Annotated in this window: 15 protein-coding genes and 2 riboswitches; of the genes, 4 read left to right on the plus strand and 11 right to left on the minus strand. The window is 36.0% G+C overall.

Annotated elements, in window-relative coordinates:
* Nucleotides 1-50: 50 nt before the first annotated feature.
* From HMPREF2801_RS00120 to HMPREF2801_RS00140, 5 genes are all read right to left on the minus strand, one after another.
* On the minus strand, nt 51-1442 hold the full coding sequence (locus HMPREF2801_RS00120) for a hydroxyethylthiazole kinase (protein ID WP_070609858.1): 1392 nt from the start codon (nt 1440-1442) through the stop codon (nt 51-53).
* A complete protein-coding gene (gene thiD / locus HMPREF2801_RS00125; RefSeq protein WP_070609860.1) occupies nt 1432-2238 on the minus strand; it encodes a bifunctional hydroxymethylpyrimidine kinase/phosphomethylpyrimidine kinase in 807 nt (268 codons plus the stop codon). Before thiD ends, HMPREF2801_RS00120 begins: the two co-directional genes overlap by 11 nt.
* Nucleotides 2228-2743, minus strand: a complete 516-nt coding sequence (gene thiW, locus HMPREF2801_RS00130; protein WP_019124916.1) for an energy coupling factor transporter S component ThiW — start codon at nt 2741-2743, stop codon at nt 2228-2230. The genes thiD and thiW overlap by 11 nt, the downstream gene beginning before the upstream one ends.
* A 23-nt stretch (nt 2744-2766) precedes the next feature.
* Nucleotides 2767-2871: riboswitch (TPP riboswitch) on the minus strand.
* A gap of 52 nt (nt 2872-2923) precedes the next feature.
* Entirely contained in the window at nt 2924-4225 is a 1302-nt protein-coding gene (gene thiC, locus HMPREF2801_RS00135) for a phosphomethylpyrimidine synthase ThiC (RefSeq protein WP_070609862.1), read from the minus strand.
* A gap of 25 nt (nt 4226-4250) precedes the next feature.
* Nucleotides 4251-4348, minus strand: a riboswitch (TPP riboswitch).
* 109 nt (nt 4349-4457) lie between these two features.
* Nucleotides 4458-4967, minus strand: a complete 510-nt coding sequence (locus HMPREF2801_RS00140; protein ID WP_070609865.1) for an adenine phosphoribosyltransferase — start codon at nt 4965-4967, stop codon at nt 4458-4460.
* Between the two features lie 114 nt (nt 4968-5081).
* Here HMPREF2801_RS00140 and nhaC point away from each other — a divergent pair, with 114 nt between their 5' ends.
* Together nhaC and HMPREF2801_RS00150 are read left to right on the plus strand one after the other, a co-directional pair.
* Nucleotides 5082-6506 (plus strand): Na+/H+ antiporter NhaC, encoded by a 1425-nt coding sequence (gene nhaC / locus HMPREF2801_RS00145; protein ID WP_070609867.1) that lies wholly within the window; start codon nt 5082-5084, stop codon nt 6504-6506.
* A gap of 53 nt (nt 6507-6559) precedes the next feature.
* Entirely contained in the window at nt 6560-7315 is a 756-nt protein-coding gene (locus HMPREF2801_RS00150) for a formate/nitrite transporter family protein (protein ID WP_070609870.1), read from the plus strand.
* 62 nt (nt 7316-7377) lie between these two features.
* Here HMPREF2801_RS00150 and HMPREF2801_RS00155 read toward each other — a convergent pair whose 3' ends face one another.
* The 3 genes from HMPREF2801_RS00155 to HMPREF2801_RS00165 form a co-directional block, all read right to left on the minus strand.
* Nucleotides 7378-8082 (minus strand): YwaF family protein, encoded by a 705-nt coding sequence (locus tag HMPREF2801_RS00155; RefSeq protein ID WP_070609872.1) that lies wholly within the window; start codon nt 8080-8082, stop codon nt 7378-7380.
* Between the two features lie 76 nt (nt 8083-8158).
* Nucleotides 8159-8584, minus strand: a complete 426-nt coding sequence (locus HMPREF2801_RS00160; protein ID WP_070609873.1) for a PaaI family thioesterase — start codon at nt 8582-8584, stop codon at nt 8159-8161.
* A complete protein-coding gene (locus HMPREF2801_RS00165) occupies nt 8571-9629 on the minus strand; it encodes a DNA polymerase IV (RefSeq protein WP_070609876.1) in 1059 nt (352 codons plus the stop codon). Before HMPREF2801_RS00165 ends, HMPREF2801_RS00160 begins: the two co-directional genes overlap by 14 nt.
* A 77-nt stretch (nt 9630-9706) precedes the next feature.
* Here HMPREF2801_RS00165 and HMPREF2801_RS00170 point away from each other — a divergent pair, with 77 nt between their 5' ends.
* Entirely contained in the window at nt 9707-10336 is a 630-nt protein-coding gene (locus HMPREF2801_RS00170) for an HAD family hydrolase (protein ID WP_070609877.1), read from the plus strand.
* 61 nt (nt 10337-10397) lie between these two features.
* On the opposite strand, the gene HMPREF2801_RS00175 is transcribed toward HMPREF2801_RS00170, so the two are convergent.
* From HMPREF2801_RS00175 to HMPREF2801_RS00185, 3 genes are read right to left on the minus strand one after another with little or no spacing between them, the layout of a single operon-like run.
* A complete protein-coding gene (locus HMPREF2801_RS00175) occupies nt 10398-12179 on the minus strand; it encodes a thioredoxin domain-containing protein (protein WP_070609879.1) in 1782 nt (593 codons plus the stop codon).
* Nucleotides 12179-13111, minus strand: coding sequence for an FAD-dependent oxidoreductase (locus HMPREF2801_RS00180; RefSeq protein ID WP_019124926.1), 933 nt, complete (start codon nt 13109-13111; stop codon nt 12179-12181). Before HMPREF2801_RS00180 ends, HMPREF2801_RS00175 begins: the two co-directional genes overlap by 1 nt.
* A 9-nt stretch (nt 13112-13120) precedes the next feature.
* Nucleotides 13121-13726: a histidine phosphatase family protein gene (locus HMPREF2801_RS00185; protein WP_070609881.1), complete on the minus strand. Its 606-nt coding sequence runs from the start codon at nt 13724-13726 to the stop codon at nt 13121-13123.
* A gap of 223 nt (nt 13727-13949) precedes the next feature.
* On the opposite strand from HMPREF2801_RS00185, the gene HMPREF2801_RS08975 reads away from it, so the two are divergent.
* Nucleotides 13950-17075 (plus strand): S-layer homology domain-containing protein, encoded by a 3126-nt coding sequence (locus HMPREF2801_RS08975; RefSeq protein ID WP_083303683.1) that lies wholly within the window; start codon nt 13950-13952, stop codon nt 17073-17075.
* The last annotated feature ends 59 nt before the right edge of the window (nt 17076-17134 follow it).

The following is a 17134-nucleotide window of genomic DNA, read 5'->3' on the forward strand; positions in this document are numbered from 1 at the left end:
TTAGTCCAACTTTTGGGGGTCAGTTCAAAATTCTAGCAGATTTTTTTATATTATAAATTTTTTAATTTATCTATTATCTCTCTCACATTTTTTTCTACTTCATCTTCCCTCACTGAAAAGATGGCTCTTGACATGCAAAGACCATCTAAGTCTAGCCCCCTGAAAAAGTCTAACTTATCCTTACTTATTCCTCCTATGGGAAAGACTGGAATTAAGAGAGCTTCTCTTATTTCTTTAAAGCTTTCTAGCGTAATCCTTGAGGCATCTTTCTTGGTTTCTGTTTCAAAAAAAGCTCCCGTCCCAATATAAGATGCTCCCATATTTTCTGCCTCAATGCCAAGCTTTACAGTTTTTGCCGTTGCACCAATTATTTCATCTCTTCCCAAGACTTCTCTTGCCCGAGAAATTTTTTCATCCTCTTGACCAAGATGAAGTGCAGTGCCATATTTTTTTGCAAGCTTTAAGTTGTCATTTAAGATAAAAAGGCACTTACCATCAATTTCACTTTTTATATTTAAGATTTTTTCTCCAAGCTCATCTTCATCTGCAAACTTGTCTCTAAGCTGATAAATCCCCATTCCAGCCTTTACTGCATTTTTTATTTTCCATAAATCATCGCCTTCAGAAATCCCATATAAAATTGGCTTAATAAATTTAGTTGAAGGAGATAAAATTTCAAGATCTCCACTTATTTCATCTATGCCTTGCATTTTACTTATAATATCTTGGGCATTTACTTTATTATCTCTTATGACGCTTTTCCCAAGCTGTCTTAAAAATATTGCAGAAAGAGCGCAGGCTTTTAAGTTTGACATGGGGGCTGCCAAAAGAGAAGTTATCATGGCAGATTCCATGTCTCCTAAGCCAGTGATTTTTTTTAAATTTTCATCGCCACCAGGAATTGAAATTAACAAATGAGAGTTGGCTATCACCTCATATTTGCCGCTAACTACAACTGTAGCTTTACTTTTTTCTTGGAGTTCTAAGGCAATATCTATAAAATCTTCTCGAGATAAATTATCGTCTTTTGAATCCACGCCAGTAAAGGTCTTGCCCCTTGCCAAGTAATTAATTTCATTAAAGTTTCCTCTTATGACATTAAATTTAAAATTACTGATAAGGTCTTTTGCCAAGTCTCTTCTTAGGCTACTAGAAGCAACTCCAACTGGGTCAAAGACCAGAGGAATATTATTTTCCTCTGCAACTTTTGCAGAAATTTTAATTGCTTCAATTTTATCTTCATTTAACATTCCCATATTCAAGAGGAGGGCAGAAGATTTTTTTGTAATTTCAGCAACTTCCTTGGAATACTCTGCCATCATTGGGCTTGCCCCAAGAGATAAAACAAGGTCAGCAAGTCTAGCTCTTGTAACACTATTTGAAATAATATGTACTAAGGGAGCCTTATCCCTTAGATTATTTAAATTTGCCTTAATTTTCATTTTTATCACTCAAATTATACATGTGATATAGGGGTCCCCTGCCCCTTCCTATATCAAATCCATAAGCTATGGCACCACTTAAATATTTTTTTGCAGCTACAAGTGCATCATAAAGACTTTTTCCCTTTGCAAGTTCACAAGCTAGGGCACTGGATAGTGTGCAACCTGTACCATGGGTATTTTTGTTGTCTATGTTTTTTCCCTCTATTACAAAGAGTCCCTCTCTTCCACAAAGCACATCATCCTTTGAGTCTTTTAGGTGACCTCCCTTTATTAGAAAGGCTACTTTATATTTGTTATATAAAAATTCTGCTGCCTCCTTCATCTCTTCAAGGCTTTCAATTTTTTTGCCGTAAATAATTCCAGCTTCAATAAGATTTGGGGTGATTAAAGTTGCCTTTTGAAATAAAATTTCCTTCATCTTCTCAAGTGTCTCATCAGGCACAAGGGTAAAGCCGCTAGTTGATGTAATTACTGGGTCTAAAACTATGGGCAGATCCTTAAAATATTTTTCAGCTACTTCTGATATAACTTCTACTTGTCCTGGACTTGCCACCATGCCAATTTTTACAGCATCGGGCATAATATCTTGGCAAATTGACAAAAGCTGACTCTTAAGCATTTCCTCACTTATAGGTGAGGAAGCCTGAACGCCCATAGTATTTTGTGCAGTTATTGCTGTAATGGCAGTCATGCCATAAAACTTATATGAAGTTATGGTTTTTAAGTCGGCTTGGATACCTGCGCCACCGCTAGAGTCAGACCCAGCTATGCTTAAAATCTTTTTAATTTCCATGTTTATTTCCCTCTAAATTAAGATAATCATTAAGAGCTGTCTTTTTAAGGCTCAAAATAATTATTATTGCAATTATTGAACCGCCAAGGGTACTTACAGAAAAAGGAATAATTAGTCCAAAAAATGCCATTTCCTTTCCAAGTATAAACTTGGCAACTGGATAGGCTAATAGGGCACCTATAACTCCTGTGCCAAAAACTTCACCCAAAAAGGCAAGAGAAAGCTTTCTTGTCTTGTAATATAAAATGCCTGCTAAAAAGGCACCAACCATTGAACCAGGAAAGGCCATTAAAGAACCTGTGCCTGATAAATTTCTAATAAGTGAAATGCAAAAGGCAACAAGGACTGAATAGATAGGACCCAATATTACTGCAGAAAGTACATTTACCATGTGCTGAATTGGATAACACTTTGAAAGTCCCACTGGAAAGTTTACAAAGGAAAAAACAACGCCTATGGCAACAAAAAGAGCTGCCACAGTTAACTTCTTAGTATTAGATTTCATATTTACCTCCTAGAGAGTGCTGACATAAAAACTAAAACTATTCCCTACGTTGGCATTATCCAAATCAGGTAACGGTCGAAATTAACAATTTCCTCTCAGCCTGTCAACAAGCTCCCCTTTTTTTATTAAATTTTTACACTGAACTAAATTTATTTAAATTTTAATATTAGTTCACTTAGATTAAGCTTCTATTTTAATATCTTTGCCTTCAAGTATTAAATTCATATTTTTTGCAGAGCACATTGAGCCGCACATTGTGCAGGTATTTTCTTCTTCAGGCATGGATGAATCTCTGTACTCTCTTGGCTTAACCTTGTCAAGAGCAAGCTCAAACATTCCTTCCCAGTCAATTTTTTGGCGTCTCTTGCTCATTTCTAAATCCCAATTTCTTGCGTCCTTTAATTTATTAATGTCACCTGCATGAGCTGCAATTTTGCAAGCTACAATTCCTTCGCGAACATCTTCTACATTTGGCAGTCTCAAATGTTCAGCAGGCGTTACATAACACAAGAAATCTGCACCATGAGCTGCTGCAATTGCACCGCCAATTGCCGATGTAATATGGTCATAACCAGGTGCCACATCTGTAACAAGAGGTCCCAAGACATAGAAAGGTGCCTTGTGGCAAAGTTTCTTTTGAAGTTTGACATTCATTTCAATGTCACCAATTGGCACATGACCAGGTCCTTCAATAATTACTTGCACATCCTTCTCCCAAGCTCTCTTTGTAAGCTCACCAAGTGTAATAAGTTCTGAAATTTGTGCAGGGTCTGTGGCATCATGAATGCCACCAGGTCTCAGAGAATCTCCAAGAGAAAGAGTAACATCATATTCTCTGCAAATATCTAAGAGCTCATCATAGTATTGGTAAAAGGGATTTTCTGCGTCATTCATCATCATCCAACCAAAGAGTAGAGAGCCACCACGAGATACAATTTCATTTACACGCCTATTCCTCATAAATATTTCAGCATTTGCCCTATTTATACCTGCGTGAATTGTCACAAAGTCCACTCCATTTTCGGCATGATTTCTAACTACATCTAAAAATTCCTTTGCCTTTATGTAAGAAAGTCCCTTGTCCAAAAATCCTACTGCATCATACATGGGCACTGTGCCTATCATGGCTGTAGATTTTTCAATTAATTTTTTCCTAAATTCTTGAGTCTTGCCATAATTTGATAAATCCATTATGGCTTCTGCACCCATTTTTAGTGCCATGTCAACTTTTTTCATTTCCATGTCAATGTCATTTAAGTCCTTGGAAATTCCTAAGTTTACATTTATCTTGGTCCTAAGCCCCGTGCCAATGCCTTCAGGTGAAATTGATTTGTGATTTTTGTTTTTTGGAATGACAATTTCTCCACAAGCCATTTTCTCCATGAGATACTCACAAGATACATTTTCCTTTTCTGCCACAATTTTCATCTCTTCTGTGACAAAACCATGTTTCGCTGCTTCCATTTGAGTAGCATATTTCATATAAAAAAAACCTCCTATAAAATTATAGGAGTAATCTTACTTTTCCCTGCCAAGGCATTATCCTAGCAGGTAAGATGGTCGAGTCTTAACTCCTCTCAGCAAATTGCTCCCATAAGTTTATTTATTCATTTATTGATTTTATAATATCAAATCTTTTAAAACAAGAAAAAATATAATACTAATTCATAAAATATTTTAAGTCTCTTTAATAGAGATAATAAATTTTTATTTCTTAATATTTTATAATTGATTCTACCCTTGTGCCACTTAAAACTTCTCTTCCCTTTAAATCTTCTAGTTCAATTAAAAAGATCGCCGAAGACACTTCTCCTTTAAGTTGATTTACAAGATTTACACAAGCCTTGGCTGTGCCGCCAGTGGCAAGAAGATCGTCAACTATTACAACTTTTTCTCCCGGCTCTATGGCGTCCTTGTGAATTTCTATTGAGTCTTCTCCATATTCAAGCTCATAGGATTCTCTTTCCTTATCCCAAGGAAGCTTGCCTGGTTTTCTCACTGGCACAAAACCCTTGTCGAGTTTATAGGCAAGGGCTGAAGCAAAAATAAATCCCCTTGCTTCAATGCCAATTATCTTGTCTACATCAACATCTATTTTTTCTGCCATTTGGTCTACAGCTTTTTGGAAGGCATCCTTGTCCTTTAAGAGAGTGGTGATGTCTCTAAAGATGACTCCTTCCTTTGGATAATCTTTTATTGCGCGAATTGTATCTTTTAATTCCATAACTTCCTCCATTCCCTTATAGTATAACATCTTTATCAGCTAACTAAAACTTTTATTATCATTCTTTTAATGATATAATATGTTAAATTTTTCTATTTATTCACGAGGTGTTAAATGAATAAAAATATAAAAAAATACGACAGAGAAATAAGAAAGGCAAATTTTGGTGAAGCTCTCTTTACCTTCCTCTCTCTAGTTGTAATTATGTTTATAAGTATTATTAAGTACGAAGAAAGTCCCCACATACCCATGCTTATCGGGGTCTTAATAGCTTCTCTTGTCGCCCTAAAAATTGGCTACTCCTGGAAATTTATTGAGAACTCCATGATAAAGGGAATTTCACAAGCCATGCAGTCCATAATAATTCTCGCCATCATTGGAGTTTTAATTGGCGTTTGGATTTTGGCTGGCGTTGTGCCAACTATGATCTACTACGGACTTATGATTTTAAAGCCATCAATTTTTCTTGTAGCAACAGTTTTAATCACTTCAATAACTTCTCTTGCTACGGGTACAAGTTGGGGCACTGCTGGCACTATGGGTATAGCCCTCATGGGCATAGCAAGTGGCCTTGGCATACCTGCACCTATAACAGCAGGGGCAGTTTTATCTGGTGCCTACTTTGGCGACAAGATGAGCCCACTTTCTGATACAACAAACCTTGCACCGGCAATGGCAGGCACTGATGTCTTCACTCACATCAAGGCAATGGTTAAGCCAACAATTATTACCTATGTATTGACCCTACTCATCTTTGGATTTTTATCACTAAAGTACAGGGGAAGCTCTGCAGACTTGTCTAGCGTAACTATGATTACCGAAGGCTTAAAAAATAATTTTAATATTTCTCCAGTTCTTTTGCTTGCGCCACTTATTGTAATACTTTCTATCGCAAAAAAAGTTCCTGCAGTGCCTGGCATTAGCCTTGGCATAATTGCCGCTGCCATCTTGGGACCTCTTTATCAAAAAGTAACTTTTGGCGACATCTTATCTTGTGCCTTAAATGGTTTTGTGTCTGAAACTGGTCTTGAGTCAGTGGATAAACTTTTAACTACTGGCGGACTTAACAACATGATGTCTTCCATTTCTCTTACTATTATCGCCATGATGTTTGGTGGAATTGCAGAAGAGACTGGAATACTTGAAGCCATAGTAAAAAAATTCCTTGGCAAGGTGCAGTCCACTGTTGGTCTTGTCACTGCCACAATTTTAACTTGCTTTTTCACAAATGCAACTATGCCTGAGCAGTACATCTCCATAGTTGTACCTGGCAGAATGTTTAAAAATGAATATAGAGATAGGAATTTGGATCCAAAACTTTTGTCCTCTACACTTGAGTCAGGTGGAACAGTTACATCAGCTATGGTCCCTTGGAACACTTGTGGTGCTTATATGACATCAGTCCTTGGAGTTTCCACTGTTCACTATCTTCCATTTTTGTTCTTTAATCTCCTCATGCCCCTTGTGCAAATAATAGTTACTGCCTTTGATTCAAAAAAATTTATCTTAGACAAAGATAAAGATGCTTTCACCAATTGAAAAACCACCTCTTTTTGGTATAATGTTTAGTGGAATAAAAAAAGAGGTGTATTATGTATAAGGATATAATAATTGGACTTACAAATTCTGCAAATACGAAGAAAAATTTACTTGAAGGATCTCTTTTTAAGTACATGGTTGCTTCCATACTTGCAGGATTTTTTATTGGAATGGGGATGCTCATAATGACTCTATCAGCTAGCATCTTTTCTCCACTTCCAATCCCTGCCGTAAAATTTATTAACGGCTTTGTCTTCTCCCTTGCCCTATCATTTGTGGTCTTTGCAGGTGGAGAACTCTTCACAGGAAATGTTCTAGTGACAACAGTGGGAAGACTTAATAAAAAAATTGACACTGGAACCCTTTTAAAGATTTTAATTTTTTCCTACCTTGGAAATATTTTGGGCTCAGTTTTAATTTCATTTTTATTTAAAATGACTGGCGTTTCCCCTGAATATAATGAAGCCCTATTAAAACTTGCCACTGGAAAGACTAGCTTTGACTTCCTTCCACTGCTTTTCAAGGGAATTATGTGTAACATTTTAGTCTGCCTTGCAGTTTTAATTTGCTCAAGAAAAATTTCTGATTCAGCAAAATTAATTTTAATTTTTTGGTGCATACTTGCCTTTGTAAGCCTTGGCTTTGAGCATAGTGTTGCAAATATGACTTGCTTTGCCTTGGCAAAAATGTTAAATTCAGATTTTACTTTTGCATTAATTCTTAAAAATTTAATACCTGTAACTATTGGAAATATTATTGGTGGCGACCTAGTTGCCCTAACTTATAATACTATAGCTTCAGATAAGTAAAAGAGGGGCTCTTGCAAAAGTCCCATAATATAAAAAAGACGAGGAAACATAAAATCCTCGTCTTATTTTTTTCGCAAACTTACTATTAACTTGTAAATAAAAAATGTAAGGACCATGACAAATACTGTCACTATAAAAAGTCCAACTATATAATTAGGAAAGACATTTTTTATAGTAGCAAGGGCGGATCCCTCATAGGGCTCCTCTATAAAATAATAATTTGCCTCTAGCTTTTTGTTTAAAACTTTTATTATAGGAAGAGTTACAATAATAAAAATTACTGGATAGATAAGGTCTCTTAGCCTTGGCAGGTACTGCCTTGAAATCACAAGATAGATTGGATAAAAGGCATTGATGCCGTGGATTATCCAAGAAATTATTGCCACATAGGAATATTTATTTACCTGGTCCCAACCTGGCGTAAAGAGACTTAAAATTGCAGCTGGCATAAATAAATAGTAAAGACATGACTTTATAATCTTGCTGTCATAGAAGGCATCCACTGCCATAAACTGGGCTCCAATTAAGCAAAGATGAAAAGGCAGGTATGAGCTATCATAATGGCCGTCAATTAAAACTGCTAGGAGCCTAATAATTTCCAGGCTAATGGGCAGGATGGCAAGAATTTTTCTAAATTTTTTATTCTTTTTCCAGGGCTTATATAAAAAAATCGCAAAAATAAAAATAATAAATAGGCAGGCAAAGTGATAAGTTCCGTAAAAATTAAATCCAACCTCGCCATAATCTAAATCCCAAAAATTTCTCATCTGTAATTAAAATCCTTTATCTTTTTCTTCAAATATTTTAACATAGAAAGTCAAAAAAATTTTTTCGATTTTTAAATTATTTTTCTAAGAATTCTAATCCAAGGACTTCTATCTCATTAACTATAAAAAATGTAAAACTGGCTCGTGCAATTATCTTGTCTTTGCTCTTTGCCTCAACTTCAATTACCTCTGTTTTCTTTCCCATGTGAACTATTCTTGTGTTTGAATAGATTTCTTCTCCCTCTCCTATGCTTTTTATGAAATTAACACTAGAATCCAGAGTAACAGCTTTCCTCCCCTTTGAAATTGACAAAAGTCCTGCCGCAGTATCCATTAAGGCAAAAATTTCTGCCCCATGTAAAATTCCATAGGTATTCAATTGATTTCTCTCTGGTATCATCTTTAAAACCATATTGTCGCCATGAAGGCTATCAAATTTTATATTAGCCCTCTTTACATATTCATCTTCTTCAAATATTTTTTTTAAATTAATTTTCTCCATTTCTCCCCCTATTAAAAAACGAAAGTTGTCTTATGTTTAAGTCAACTAAATTGGAAACAGTTATACCAATAAGCCTTAGCCTTTCGCCCTCATAGGCCTCATCAAAAATTTCCAGGCTCTTATTAAAAATATCTTCTTCCTCATAAATTGCTGCGTCATAGGTCCTAGACCTGGTCTTAAGCTTAAAATTTTCATTTTTCATCTTTAAAGTCAAGGTGTAGCCAGAAATTTCCTTTACGATTAAATCTTCTGACACTTCCCTGGCAAAATCCCTTAAGTGATTTATCAGCTCATCCTTATTTTTTGTGGCTTCAAAGGTGGACTCTGTGCCAAGACTTTTTCTCACAGCATTTGGTGTCACTTCTCTCCTGTCAATACCCCTAATCCTGTAATAAATTTCTTCGCCACTTTTTTTGAACATACTTGTCAAAAAATCATAGGACAGGTTGTAAAGGTCCTCAACCTTATTTATGCCAATATTTCTAAGTTTTTTCTCAGACTTACTGCCAATACCGTGAACCTTTCTTATGTCCAGGGGAAATAAAATCTCTGGCATATCAGACTCTCTAATAATCATAACTCCCCTGGGCTTATTCCAGTCGCTTGAAAGCTTAGCCAAAAATTTGTTATAGCTGAGGCCAACACTTACGCTTAGACCAGTTTTATCATAGACATCTCTTTGCAAATCATAGACAATACTTTCATGGTAGCCAAGTCCCGTCAGGTCTAAATAGGACTCATCAATGGAAACTTTTTCGATTTTATTTGTATATTTCTTTAAGACATCAAAAACTTCACGAGACTTTTCTAGGTACCTTTCCCTTCTCATGGGCTTTATGATCAGGTGGTCGCAGAGATTTTTCGCCATATACATGGGCATTGCAGAGTGGATGCCATAATTTCTGGCAATATAATTAGCCGTAGTGACAACTCCATGATTGGACCTGCCACCTACGACCAGAGGTTTTCCTATTAAGCTCCTATCGTCAAGCTCTTCTACTGATGCGTAAAAAGCGTCTATATCAACATGTATAATAATTCCCATAAATATCACGACTTTAGTATATCACAAGAGCTTTTTATAAAGAAGACAATTTGATATAATTCTAGAGAGGTGAGATTTTGAAAAGAACAGTTGCGCTCTACGATTTTGACAAAACTGTGGTGAATTGTGAGTCCATAGTTGAGCTTTATAAATATGCCTACAAAAATAAAAAAATAAATATTTTTAAAAATCTTTGGAAATTAGCTGTGGCTTACATAAAATCAAAGCTGAATTCTGATTTTGAAATCATGAAAAACCAAATGGTCTCTGTCATAAAATATTTGACGGAAGATGACCTCCAGGACTTTGTGACAAACTATCTCTATCCAAAATTTTTCTTCAGTGAATTTGAAGATGAATTTTCTTCCTATGATGAGGACACCATAAAAATCCTCTGCTCAGCCTCTGCCACAAATTATTTAATTTATGTTGGCGAGTTGTTTCCTTTTGATTATATTATTGGAACAGACTTAGACGAGGACTATAAATTATGTCGCGGCAACAATAAGAAGGACGTCAAGGTAAAAAATATCCAGGAAATTTTAGAGAGAGATGGCTATGAAATCGACTACGAAAATTCCCTTGCCTACTCTGACTCCTACAAGGACGACAAGTATATGCTTCGCATGGTAAAAAATAGGTTTTTAATTAATTCGAAGATAAATAAGAGAGGCTATGTAAACTTATCTTGGCATACAAATAAATAATTCAAAAAAATAAACTGAGGTCGCCCTCAGTTCTTTTAATTCAAGAAATTTCTTTCAGCTTCTAAATTCCTAAAATATATTTTTCAATTAATTCAGCAATTTCGTCATAGGATTTTTCTCCAATGAACTCGTAAACTTTTTCGCCCTCCTTGTAGAAGGAAACTCGCGGCAATTGAAAGATTTCGTATTTTTCTGCAAAGTCCTTATTTTTGTCAAGATCCATGTAGTAGCAGGAGACTTCCTTAAACTCTTCTTCAAGAAGAACTTGCATAACTTCCATAAGTGGCTCGCAGTGAGAACATCTCTCTGCACCAAAGATGACAAGAGCTGCCTTTTGAGATTTTATTGTTTCGTCAAAATAATTTTCTGTCACATATTTTATTACAGATTCATTTCTCTTAATTACCTTTTTATTTTCTTCAAGGTCTTTTACAGATTCAGATTCTTGTGAAAGTGGGTCAATGTCGTTATTAAGTGAACTTTTATTTACATTAGTAACTTCCACAGACTTAAAGCTGCCTGCCCCCTTTAGCTTGTAGTAGGATGCATCTTCAATCTCTTCAATTTCATTTTCACTTTCATCTACGCCCAGATAATCGTAAGGATACCTGTAAACTCTGTAGATCATATTGTTCTTCAAAAGATTTTCCGTCGTCGTCCTGTAAGGGCAGGTCCACTGCCAAACTATTTCCTTGGAGTGGGTAATCTCTAGGACAAGACCTTCTGTGGCAAGAGTTATTAGGGTGTTGCCATTGGGAAGTCTTTGAAGGTTTCCACCATAGGGCGAATAAAATTTGTAGCCATTCATGGGAATGGAAAAACCAAAATCCCTTGGATCCACTGACCAGTTAAGAGATAGAGTCACTGGATTTATTTCAAGAATTCTTGAATAATTTCTCACAAAAGGCAATAGTCCCGATGGAGAAGTAAGAGTTGGCGAACCGTAGCCACATCTTCCCCCATTGTCAAAAATTAAAAGATTGCCCTCGCCAGTTAAGCCCTTGGGAATAATACTTGCAAAGGCAGAGCCTACTACAGGGTCAACCTTTTTGAAGTCAGAAAAATTTGGTCCCAGCTTGTAGCAAATGCGCGACCTCTTTTTGTCAATGATGCCAATAATATTTGCAGCTCTCGCCGTAAATAAAATGTTGTCTGGATGAAAGCGGGGATCTCCTTGGTCATACCACTTGTTCTCTCCAATTGTAGAAATTGATGTAACATCTAAATAATTGCCCAGAGGTCTCTCTGTCATTCTCAGGTTTGGATTTCTGTAGAGAACATTTTTCGCCTCTTCAGAAAATCCCAGCTGGTCAAAGTGCTCGCTAAAGGAAAATTTCCAAACAATATTTCCCTCTTCGTCCACTTCTAAAATCACATCATCAAGCAAAGTCTTATCAGAAATTCTGCTGTCCTTAATGGCATCGTGAACGAGTAGGAGAGTTTTGCCCCCCTCAACAATTTTTTCACCAGGATAATAATAGCCAAGAGAGTTGCCCTCCCTTTGAAAGTCAGAGTGAGCCCTAGCCATCCATTTTGGCCTGTAGCCCCTGTCCTCTGTAAACTTAAACTTGTCGAAGTCAAATTGAACCCTGCCCTCCTTGTCAAACTCAATGAGTTTAATACCGTCACTGACACCAAAATCTGATGACCTAAAAGAAGAAATGCTCATAATATTTTTATTGGGCAGCATCTTGGCAGGCATTGGGTTTACAGAATACCTTTTGAGCTCTGTGCCGTCCATTTTTATTATAAGAGCTCCGTCCTTGGCAGTTGAAATTAAATTTATGCCATTGTATGCCTTTTCTCTGCTATAGATTACAGTTCCCCTTGGATAGACTCTCATTATACACCTCTATTTCTAATAAACTTTTCTGCATAAACTGTTGCCACTGCCCCATCATTTGCCGCTGTGACAATTTGCCTAAGGGGCTTCTCTCTTATGTCTCCTGCAGCAAAAATTCCTTCCACAGATGTCCTCATGCAGTCGTCAGTTTTTATAAAGCCAAAACTATCTACTTCCACAAGGTCTTTTACAAAGTCGGAGTTGGGACTCATGCCTGCAAAGATAAAAATCCCATCAGAAGTGACCCTAGTCTTAGTATTGTCAGAAAGATCTAAAATATCAAGACTGTTTACTCTTTCGCCACCATAAATTCCCTGAAGTTTTGAGTGCCAAGTGTAAGAAACTTTTGGATTCTTTTTTATCCTCTCAACTTCAAGTTCATTTCCATCAAAATTTCCCTCGTCGTGAATAATAATCATGTTAATGGAGTTGGCAAAATTGGAGAGATAATCAGCCTCCTCTAAAGCAAGGTCCCCTGAACCTAAAATATGTATGTCCTTGTCCTTAAAATAATCTGCATCACAAGTTGAGCAGTAGGATACACCACGACCAGCAAATTCCGTTTCGCCAGGCACATTTATCATCTTGGCATAGGTTCCCGTAGCAATAATAATTGCCTTAGAATAAAATTCCTTTCGCCTAGCAGTAGTAAGCTTAAAGCCATCATCAACTTTTTCGATTTTAGAGACAGTGCCATAAATAAACTCATTAGTAGTAAAATTTTCAGCTTGCTTTCTAAACTCATTTATGAGGTCTCTTCCAGCAATCTCCTTAAAGCCAGGGTAGTTGATAATTTTTGGCGTGTCGTTAACCCTTCCGCCAAAGGAAAACTTCTCTATGACAAGAGTATTTAGAAGAGACCTGCCAGCATAAATGGCAGCACTCAAACCAGCTGCCCCTGCACCAATAATAATCAAATCATACTTTTTCATCTAATCACCTCAAATAGAATCCACAGGATTTTGTGGAGCCTTTTTAATAATCTTAAACTTGCCATCATGATAATCACAAATATTGAACTCGCCATTACGCCTTACCCTGTTTATCCAAAAATTTTCCATAGGCACATTTTCCATAATAGAAAACATGGCAACAATAGTGACACCGTGAGTTACAATCAAAATATTTTCGTCAAGCTCAGGATAGACAGCATACTCAAAAAATTTCTCAACTCGCCTTCTGAGGTCATAGAGACTTTCTCCATCAATTCTGTTATAGGAGTGAGGCTTTTCAAAATAAAGTTTGTGGAGCCACTTATCGTCTTCTTTCACATCCTTAATATTTTTGCCAGACCAATAGCCCACATCTATTTCGCGAAGAAGAGAAGTCTTTATAATATTTCTGTCAGGACAAATTAATTTTGCAGTGTCATAGGCTCGACCAAGATCAGATGAATAAACTTCATCAAAGTGAATGTCCTTACATTTTTCGTGAAGAATTTTCCCCATCTCTATTCCCTCTTCAGTAAGTGGCGAATCATCTTGCCCTTGAATAATGCCAGCCCTGTTCCACTCAGTTTCCCCATGCCTAGTAAAATAAATCCTCATACTTCCCTCACAATCTATATGCACAATCTATATAAAAAAATTTCATTCCTACTGATATTATATATTATAAGAAAAAACAATTAAAGTAAGAAAAGCTTATCCTTTTAGTTAAAAACTCCTCAAAAAACTTGAAATCACCTTGCATTTTGTCTTTATTACTAATATTATTGATTGAGAGGGTATTTTTTATTTTCTTAAAATAATTTATTAAAAGGAGGAATTTATGAAAAAGAAAATATTTGCAATAATTTTTGCCTTTGCCTTAGTATTTTCATCTGCAATTTTTTTATCAGTAGAAAATACTTATGCTGAAGCAAAAACATTTACTGTAACGAAGAGAGAAGCAAATAATCCTAATGCTACAGAAGAGCCTGTTGGCGAATACGATACTTTGTTTGATGCCATTGGCGCTTGTAAACAACAAGATTTATCTAATGAATATATAGTCACTATGAATAAAGACTATGAGGTGCCAGAAAATGAAGGTATGAATGACAGAAGCCATGTTAATATACTCTTTAGATCAGCGCCAGGACAAAAGTATACATTGAAAAGAAATGGTACAAGAATATGTTTTTATGTTAGTTCCAATTGCAACATGCGTGTAGAAAATGTCATTTTAGATGGTAATAATGATGGAGAGCTTACATCTATTTCAGATAATGGTGAACTTACATTGGGAAATGGTACTGTTGTACAAAACTTTATTGATGTTCCATCTGCAGATGGTCCAGCTATTTATCTGATTGGTAAATCAACACTTAATATTGAAGATGGCGTTACTTTAAGAAACAACACAGGCAAAAATATTGGCGGAGTTATTGGTGATAATTCTAAAGATACAACCATAAATATCAAGGGAGGTACATTTACAGGAAATTCTTGCGCAAGATACGGTGGAGTTATAGCTTCTTACGGAACTATAAATATATCCGGAGGTATATTTAATGATAACTCTTCTAAAGAAGGCGGAGTTATTGCATCTTACGGAAAATTAAATATTACTGATGGAGTTTTTGAAAATAATAAAGCAAAAACAAACGGAGGAGCTATTCGACTCGGTCAAAATGCAATAGCTAGCATAACAGGAGCAAGCTTTAATAAAAATGAGGCAAAGTCTGGCGGAGCTATATATAATTCAAATGAGCTTACTATAAATGAGGGTGTAGTATTTAGTGAAAACACATCAAGGGAATATGGCGGAGCCATTATTAACTACGGTAAGTTAACTGTTAATGATGGAACTTTTAAAGATAATGAAGCATCAAATGGTGGAGCAATTTCATCAATTGCAAGTAATTCTGAATTAACAGTAAATGGTGGATCTTTTGAAAATAATAAAAGTACTGGCAAATGGGGCGGCGCTATAGTTGCTAAAAATAAAGTAAGTGTGAAAAATGCGACTTTTGACGGAAATGTTTCCGGTAATGGCGGTGCAATTTATGTTTATGATGCAAATGATGCAAATGATGCAGCAATAGAAAATTGTACCTTTAAAAACAACAGTGCAACAAATGAAAACACTGTAAAACAAGGCGGAGCGCTTTTTGTAAATGATAGCAAGAATGTTTCCATAAAAAGTAATACATTTATTAAAAATAGGGCGCAAGATGGCGGTGCTTTGCATATAACAGGAGTGGAAGGAATTATAGAAGGTAACACCTTTGAAGAAAACTTTGCTGAAGGTTTTTCTTCTGCTTTTCACGTAAAAGATTCAGCACCTTCCATAAAAAATAATATCTATAAAAACAATGGAATGAAAGATGGCAAGACAACGGCTTACGCAACTCTTATGGTTGAAAGTGTCATGTCAGGCAAAGAATTGACTATAGAAAATGACAAATTTGAAAACAATGTTGCTTCTAAAGATGGTGGCGCAATTGTTGTGGGAGAAGATACAGTAAACTTAAAGGGCTGTGAGTTTACAAACAATAAAGCGTCTGAGTATGGCGGTGCAATTTATATTACTGATGAGGGAATAGTAAATATAGCAGGCTCTAAATTTGTAGGAAACTCTGCAAAAAGAGGTGGTGCAATTGTCACTGAACTATTCTCACAAGCAAACCCTGCAGAAAAAGAAAAATATAAAAATTTAACTATTGCAGATGATGTTATTTTCGACAAAAACTTTGCAAGTGACGGATACTTTAATCCACCTACTAACTACAAAGATTTCCCTGACCTTAAATTTGAAACAACTTCTCTAATGGGAAAACTTCGTGCTATAAAAGCTGATATGAAGACTTACGAAAAAGTTGACAGCCTTTTAAACAACTATGATGTTTACTATGTAAATCCTTTAGTTACAGTTATTTATGATTCTAATGGTGGAAGTCCCGCAGAAAAAATTTATGGCGAAGAATTGACTTCTGAAAATGATGAAATTCTACCAGCCAATCACAAAGTAAAGACAATAAAGGAAACAGGTCTTACTAAGGACGGATTTGAGTTTAAGGAATGGAACACTCAAGCTGATGGAAAGGGCAATGCATATAAAGCTGGGGAAGAAATGAAAATTTCCAGCAACCAAGTTCTCTATGCAATTTGGCAGGAAAAAACTCCAAGTCCAGAACCTCAACCTGAACCAAAGCCTGAACCTAAACCCGAACCAAAGCCAGAACCTAAACCTGAACCTAGCCCTGAATTAAAAATTCACGAATATGTTGACACTATACCTGTCTTTGCGCAAGCTGACTCTGTAAAAAAAGTTACAGAAAGGGTAATTGAAAGTCACATTGAATACATCAGCGGCTATCCTGACAATACTGTAAGAGCTGATGGCAATGTAACTAGAGCTGAAGCTGTAACAATGCTTGTAAGACTAAAGGCTTATCCTTTAACTGAAGGCGAAGAAATCTTTAAGGATGTAAAGGCTAATGCTTGGTACGCACCTTTCATCAACGCTGCTTACAAAAATAATATTTTAGAAGAAAAGAAGGGTCAAGCTTTTAGACCTGATGAAAAAATTACAAGAGCAGAACTTGCACAGTTAATTTCTCACCTTGACAAGAAAAATAATGCCAAGGCAAATTTCCCTGACATTGCTGGACACAAGTATGAAGCAGCAATAAATCAAAGTTTTGGAAATAAGAGAATTGCTGGTTATCCTGACGGAAGCTTTAGACCAGACAATGCAATTACAAGAGCAGAAACTGCTAGAATTTTAAATAGTCTTTTCGACAGAAAGGTAAATGAAGATGGCCTTGCTAAAGTAATGGCTGACCTTAGACTTTACAAGGACTTAGACAAGAGCCACTGGGCTTATTACGAAATAATTGAAGCCTCTCACACTCATCAATATGAAAGAGCAGAAAGTCTTCTTGAAAACTGGATAAGTATTATTAAATAATAAAATTTTAGATTAAATAAAACCGAGATGAATTTTACAAATGTATTGTAAACATCATC

The organism is Peptoniphilus sp. HMSC062D09, assembly GCF_001811425.1.
Taxonomy (GTDB): domain Bacteria; phylum Bacillota; class Clostridia; order Tissierellales; family Peptoniphilaceae; genus Peptoniphilus_A.

Bases quoted from the DNA above. Each gene is read 5' to 3' on its own strand.
- thiD (WP_070609860.1), bottom strand. From the start codon at position 2,238: ATGGAAATTAAAAAGATTTTAAGCATAGCTGGGTCTGACTCTAGCGGT.
- HMPREF2801_RS00165 (WP_070609876.1), bottom strand. From the start codon at position 9,629: ATGGGAATTATTATACATGTTGATATAGACGCTTTTTACGCATCAGTA.
- HMPREF2801_RS00140 (WP_070609865.1), bottom strand. From the start codon at position 4,967: ATGGAATTAAAAGATACAATTCGCGCAATAAAAGATTATCCAAAGGAA.
- HMPREF2801_RS00180 (WP_019124926.1), bottom strand. From the start codon at position 13,111: ATGAAAAAGTATGATTTGATTATTATTGGTGCAGGGGCAGCTGGTTTG.
- HMPREF2801_RS08975 (WP_083303683.1), top strand. From the start codon at position 13,950: ATGAAAAAGAAAATATTTGCAATAATTTTTGCCTTTGCCTTAGTATTT.
- HMPREF2801_RS00150 (WP_070609870.1), top strand. From the start codon at position 6,560: ATGTATAAGGATATAATAATTGGACTTACAAATTCTGCAAATACGAAG.
- HMPREF2801_RS00185 (WP_070609881.1), bottom strand. From the start codon at position 13,726: ATGAGGATTTATTTTACTAGGCATGGGGAAACTGAGTGGAACAGGGCT.
- HMPREF2801_RS00175 (WP_070609879.1), bottom strand. From the start codon at position 12,179: ATGAGAGTCTATCCAAGGGGAACTGTAATCTATAGCAGAGAAAAGGCA.
- nhaC (WP_070609867.1), top strand. From the start codon at position 5,082: ATGAATAAAAATATAAAAAAATACGACAGAGAAATAAGAAAGGCAAAT.
- thiW (WP_019124916.1), bottom strand. From the start codon at position 2,743: ATGAAATCTAATACTAAGAAGTTAACTGTGGCAGCTCTTTTTGTTGCC.
- HMPREF2801_RS00160 (WP_070609873.1), bottom strand. From the start codon at position 8,584: ATGGAGAAAATTAATTTAAAAAAAATATTTGAAGAAGATGAATATGTA.
- HMPREF2801_RS00155 (WP_070609872.1), bottom strand. From the start codon at position 8,082: ATGAGAAATTTTTGGGATTTAGATTATGGCGAGGTTGGATTTAATTTT.
- thiC (WP_070609862.1), bottom strand. From the start codon at position 4,225: ATGAAATATGCTACTCAAATGGAAGCAGCGAAACATGGTTTTGTCACA.
- HMPREF2801_RS00120 (WP_070609858.1), bottom strand. From the start codon at position 1,442: ATGAAAATTAAGGCAAATTTAAATAATCTAAGGGATAAGGCTCCCTTA.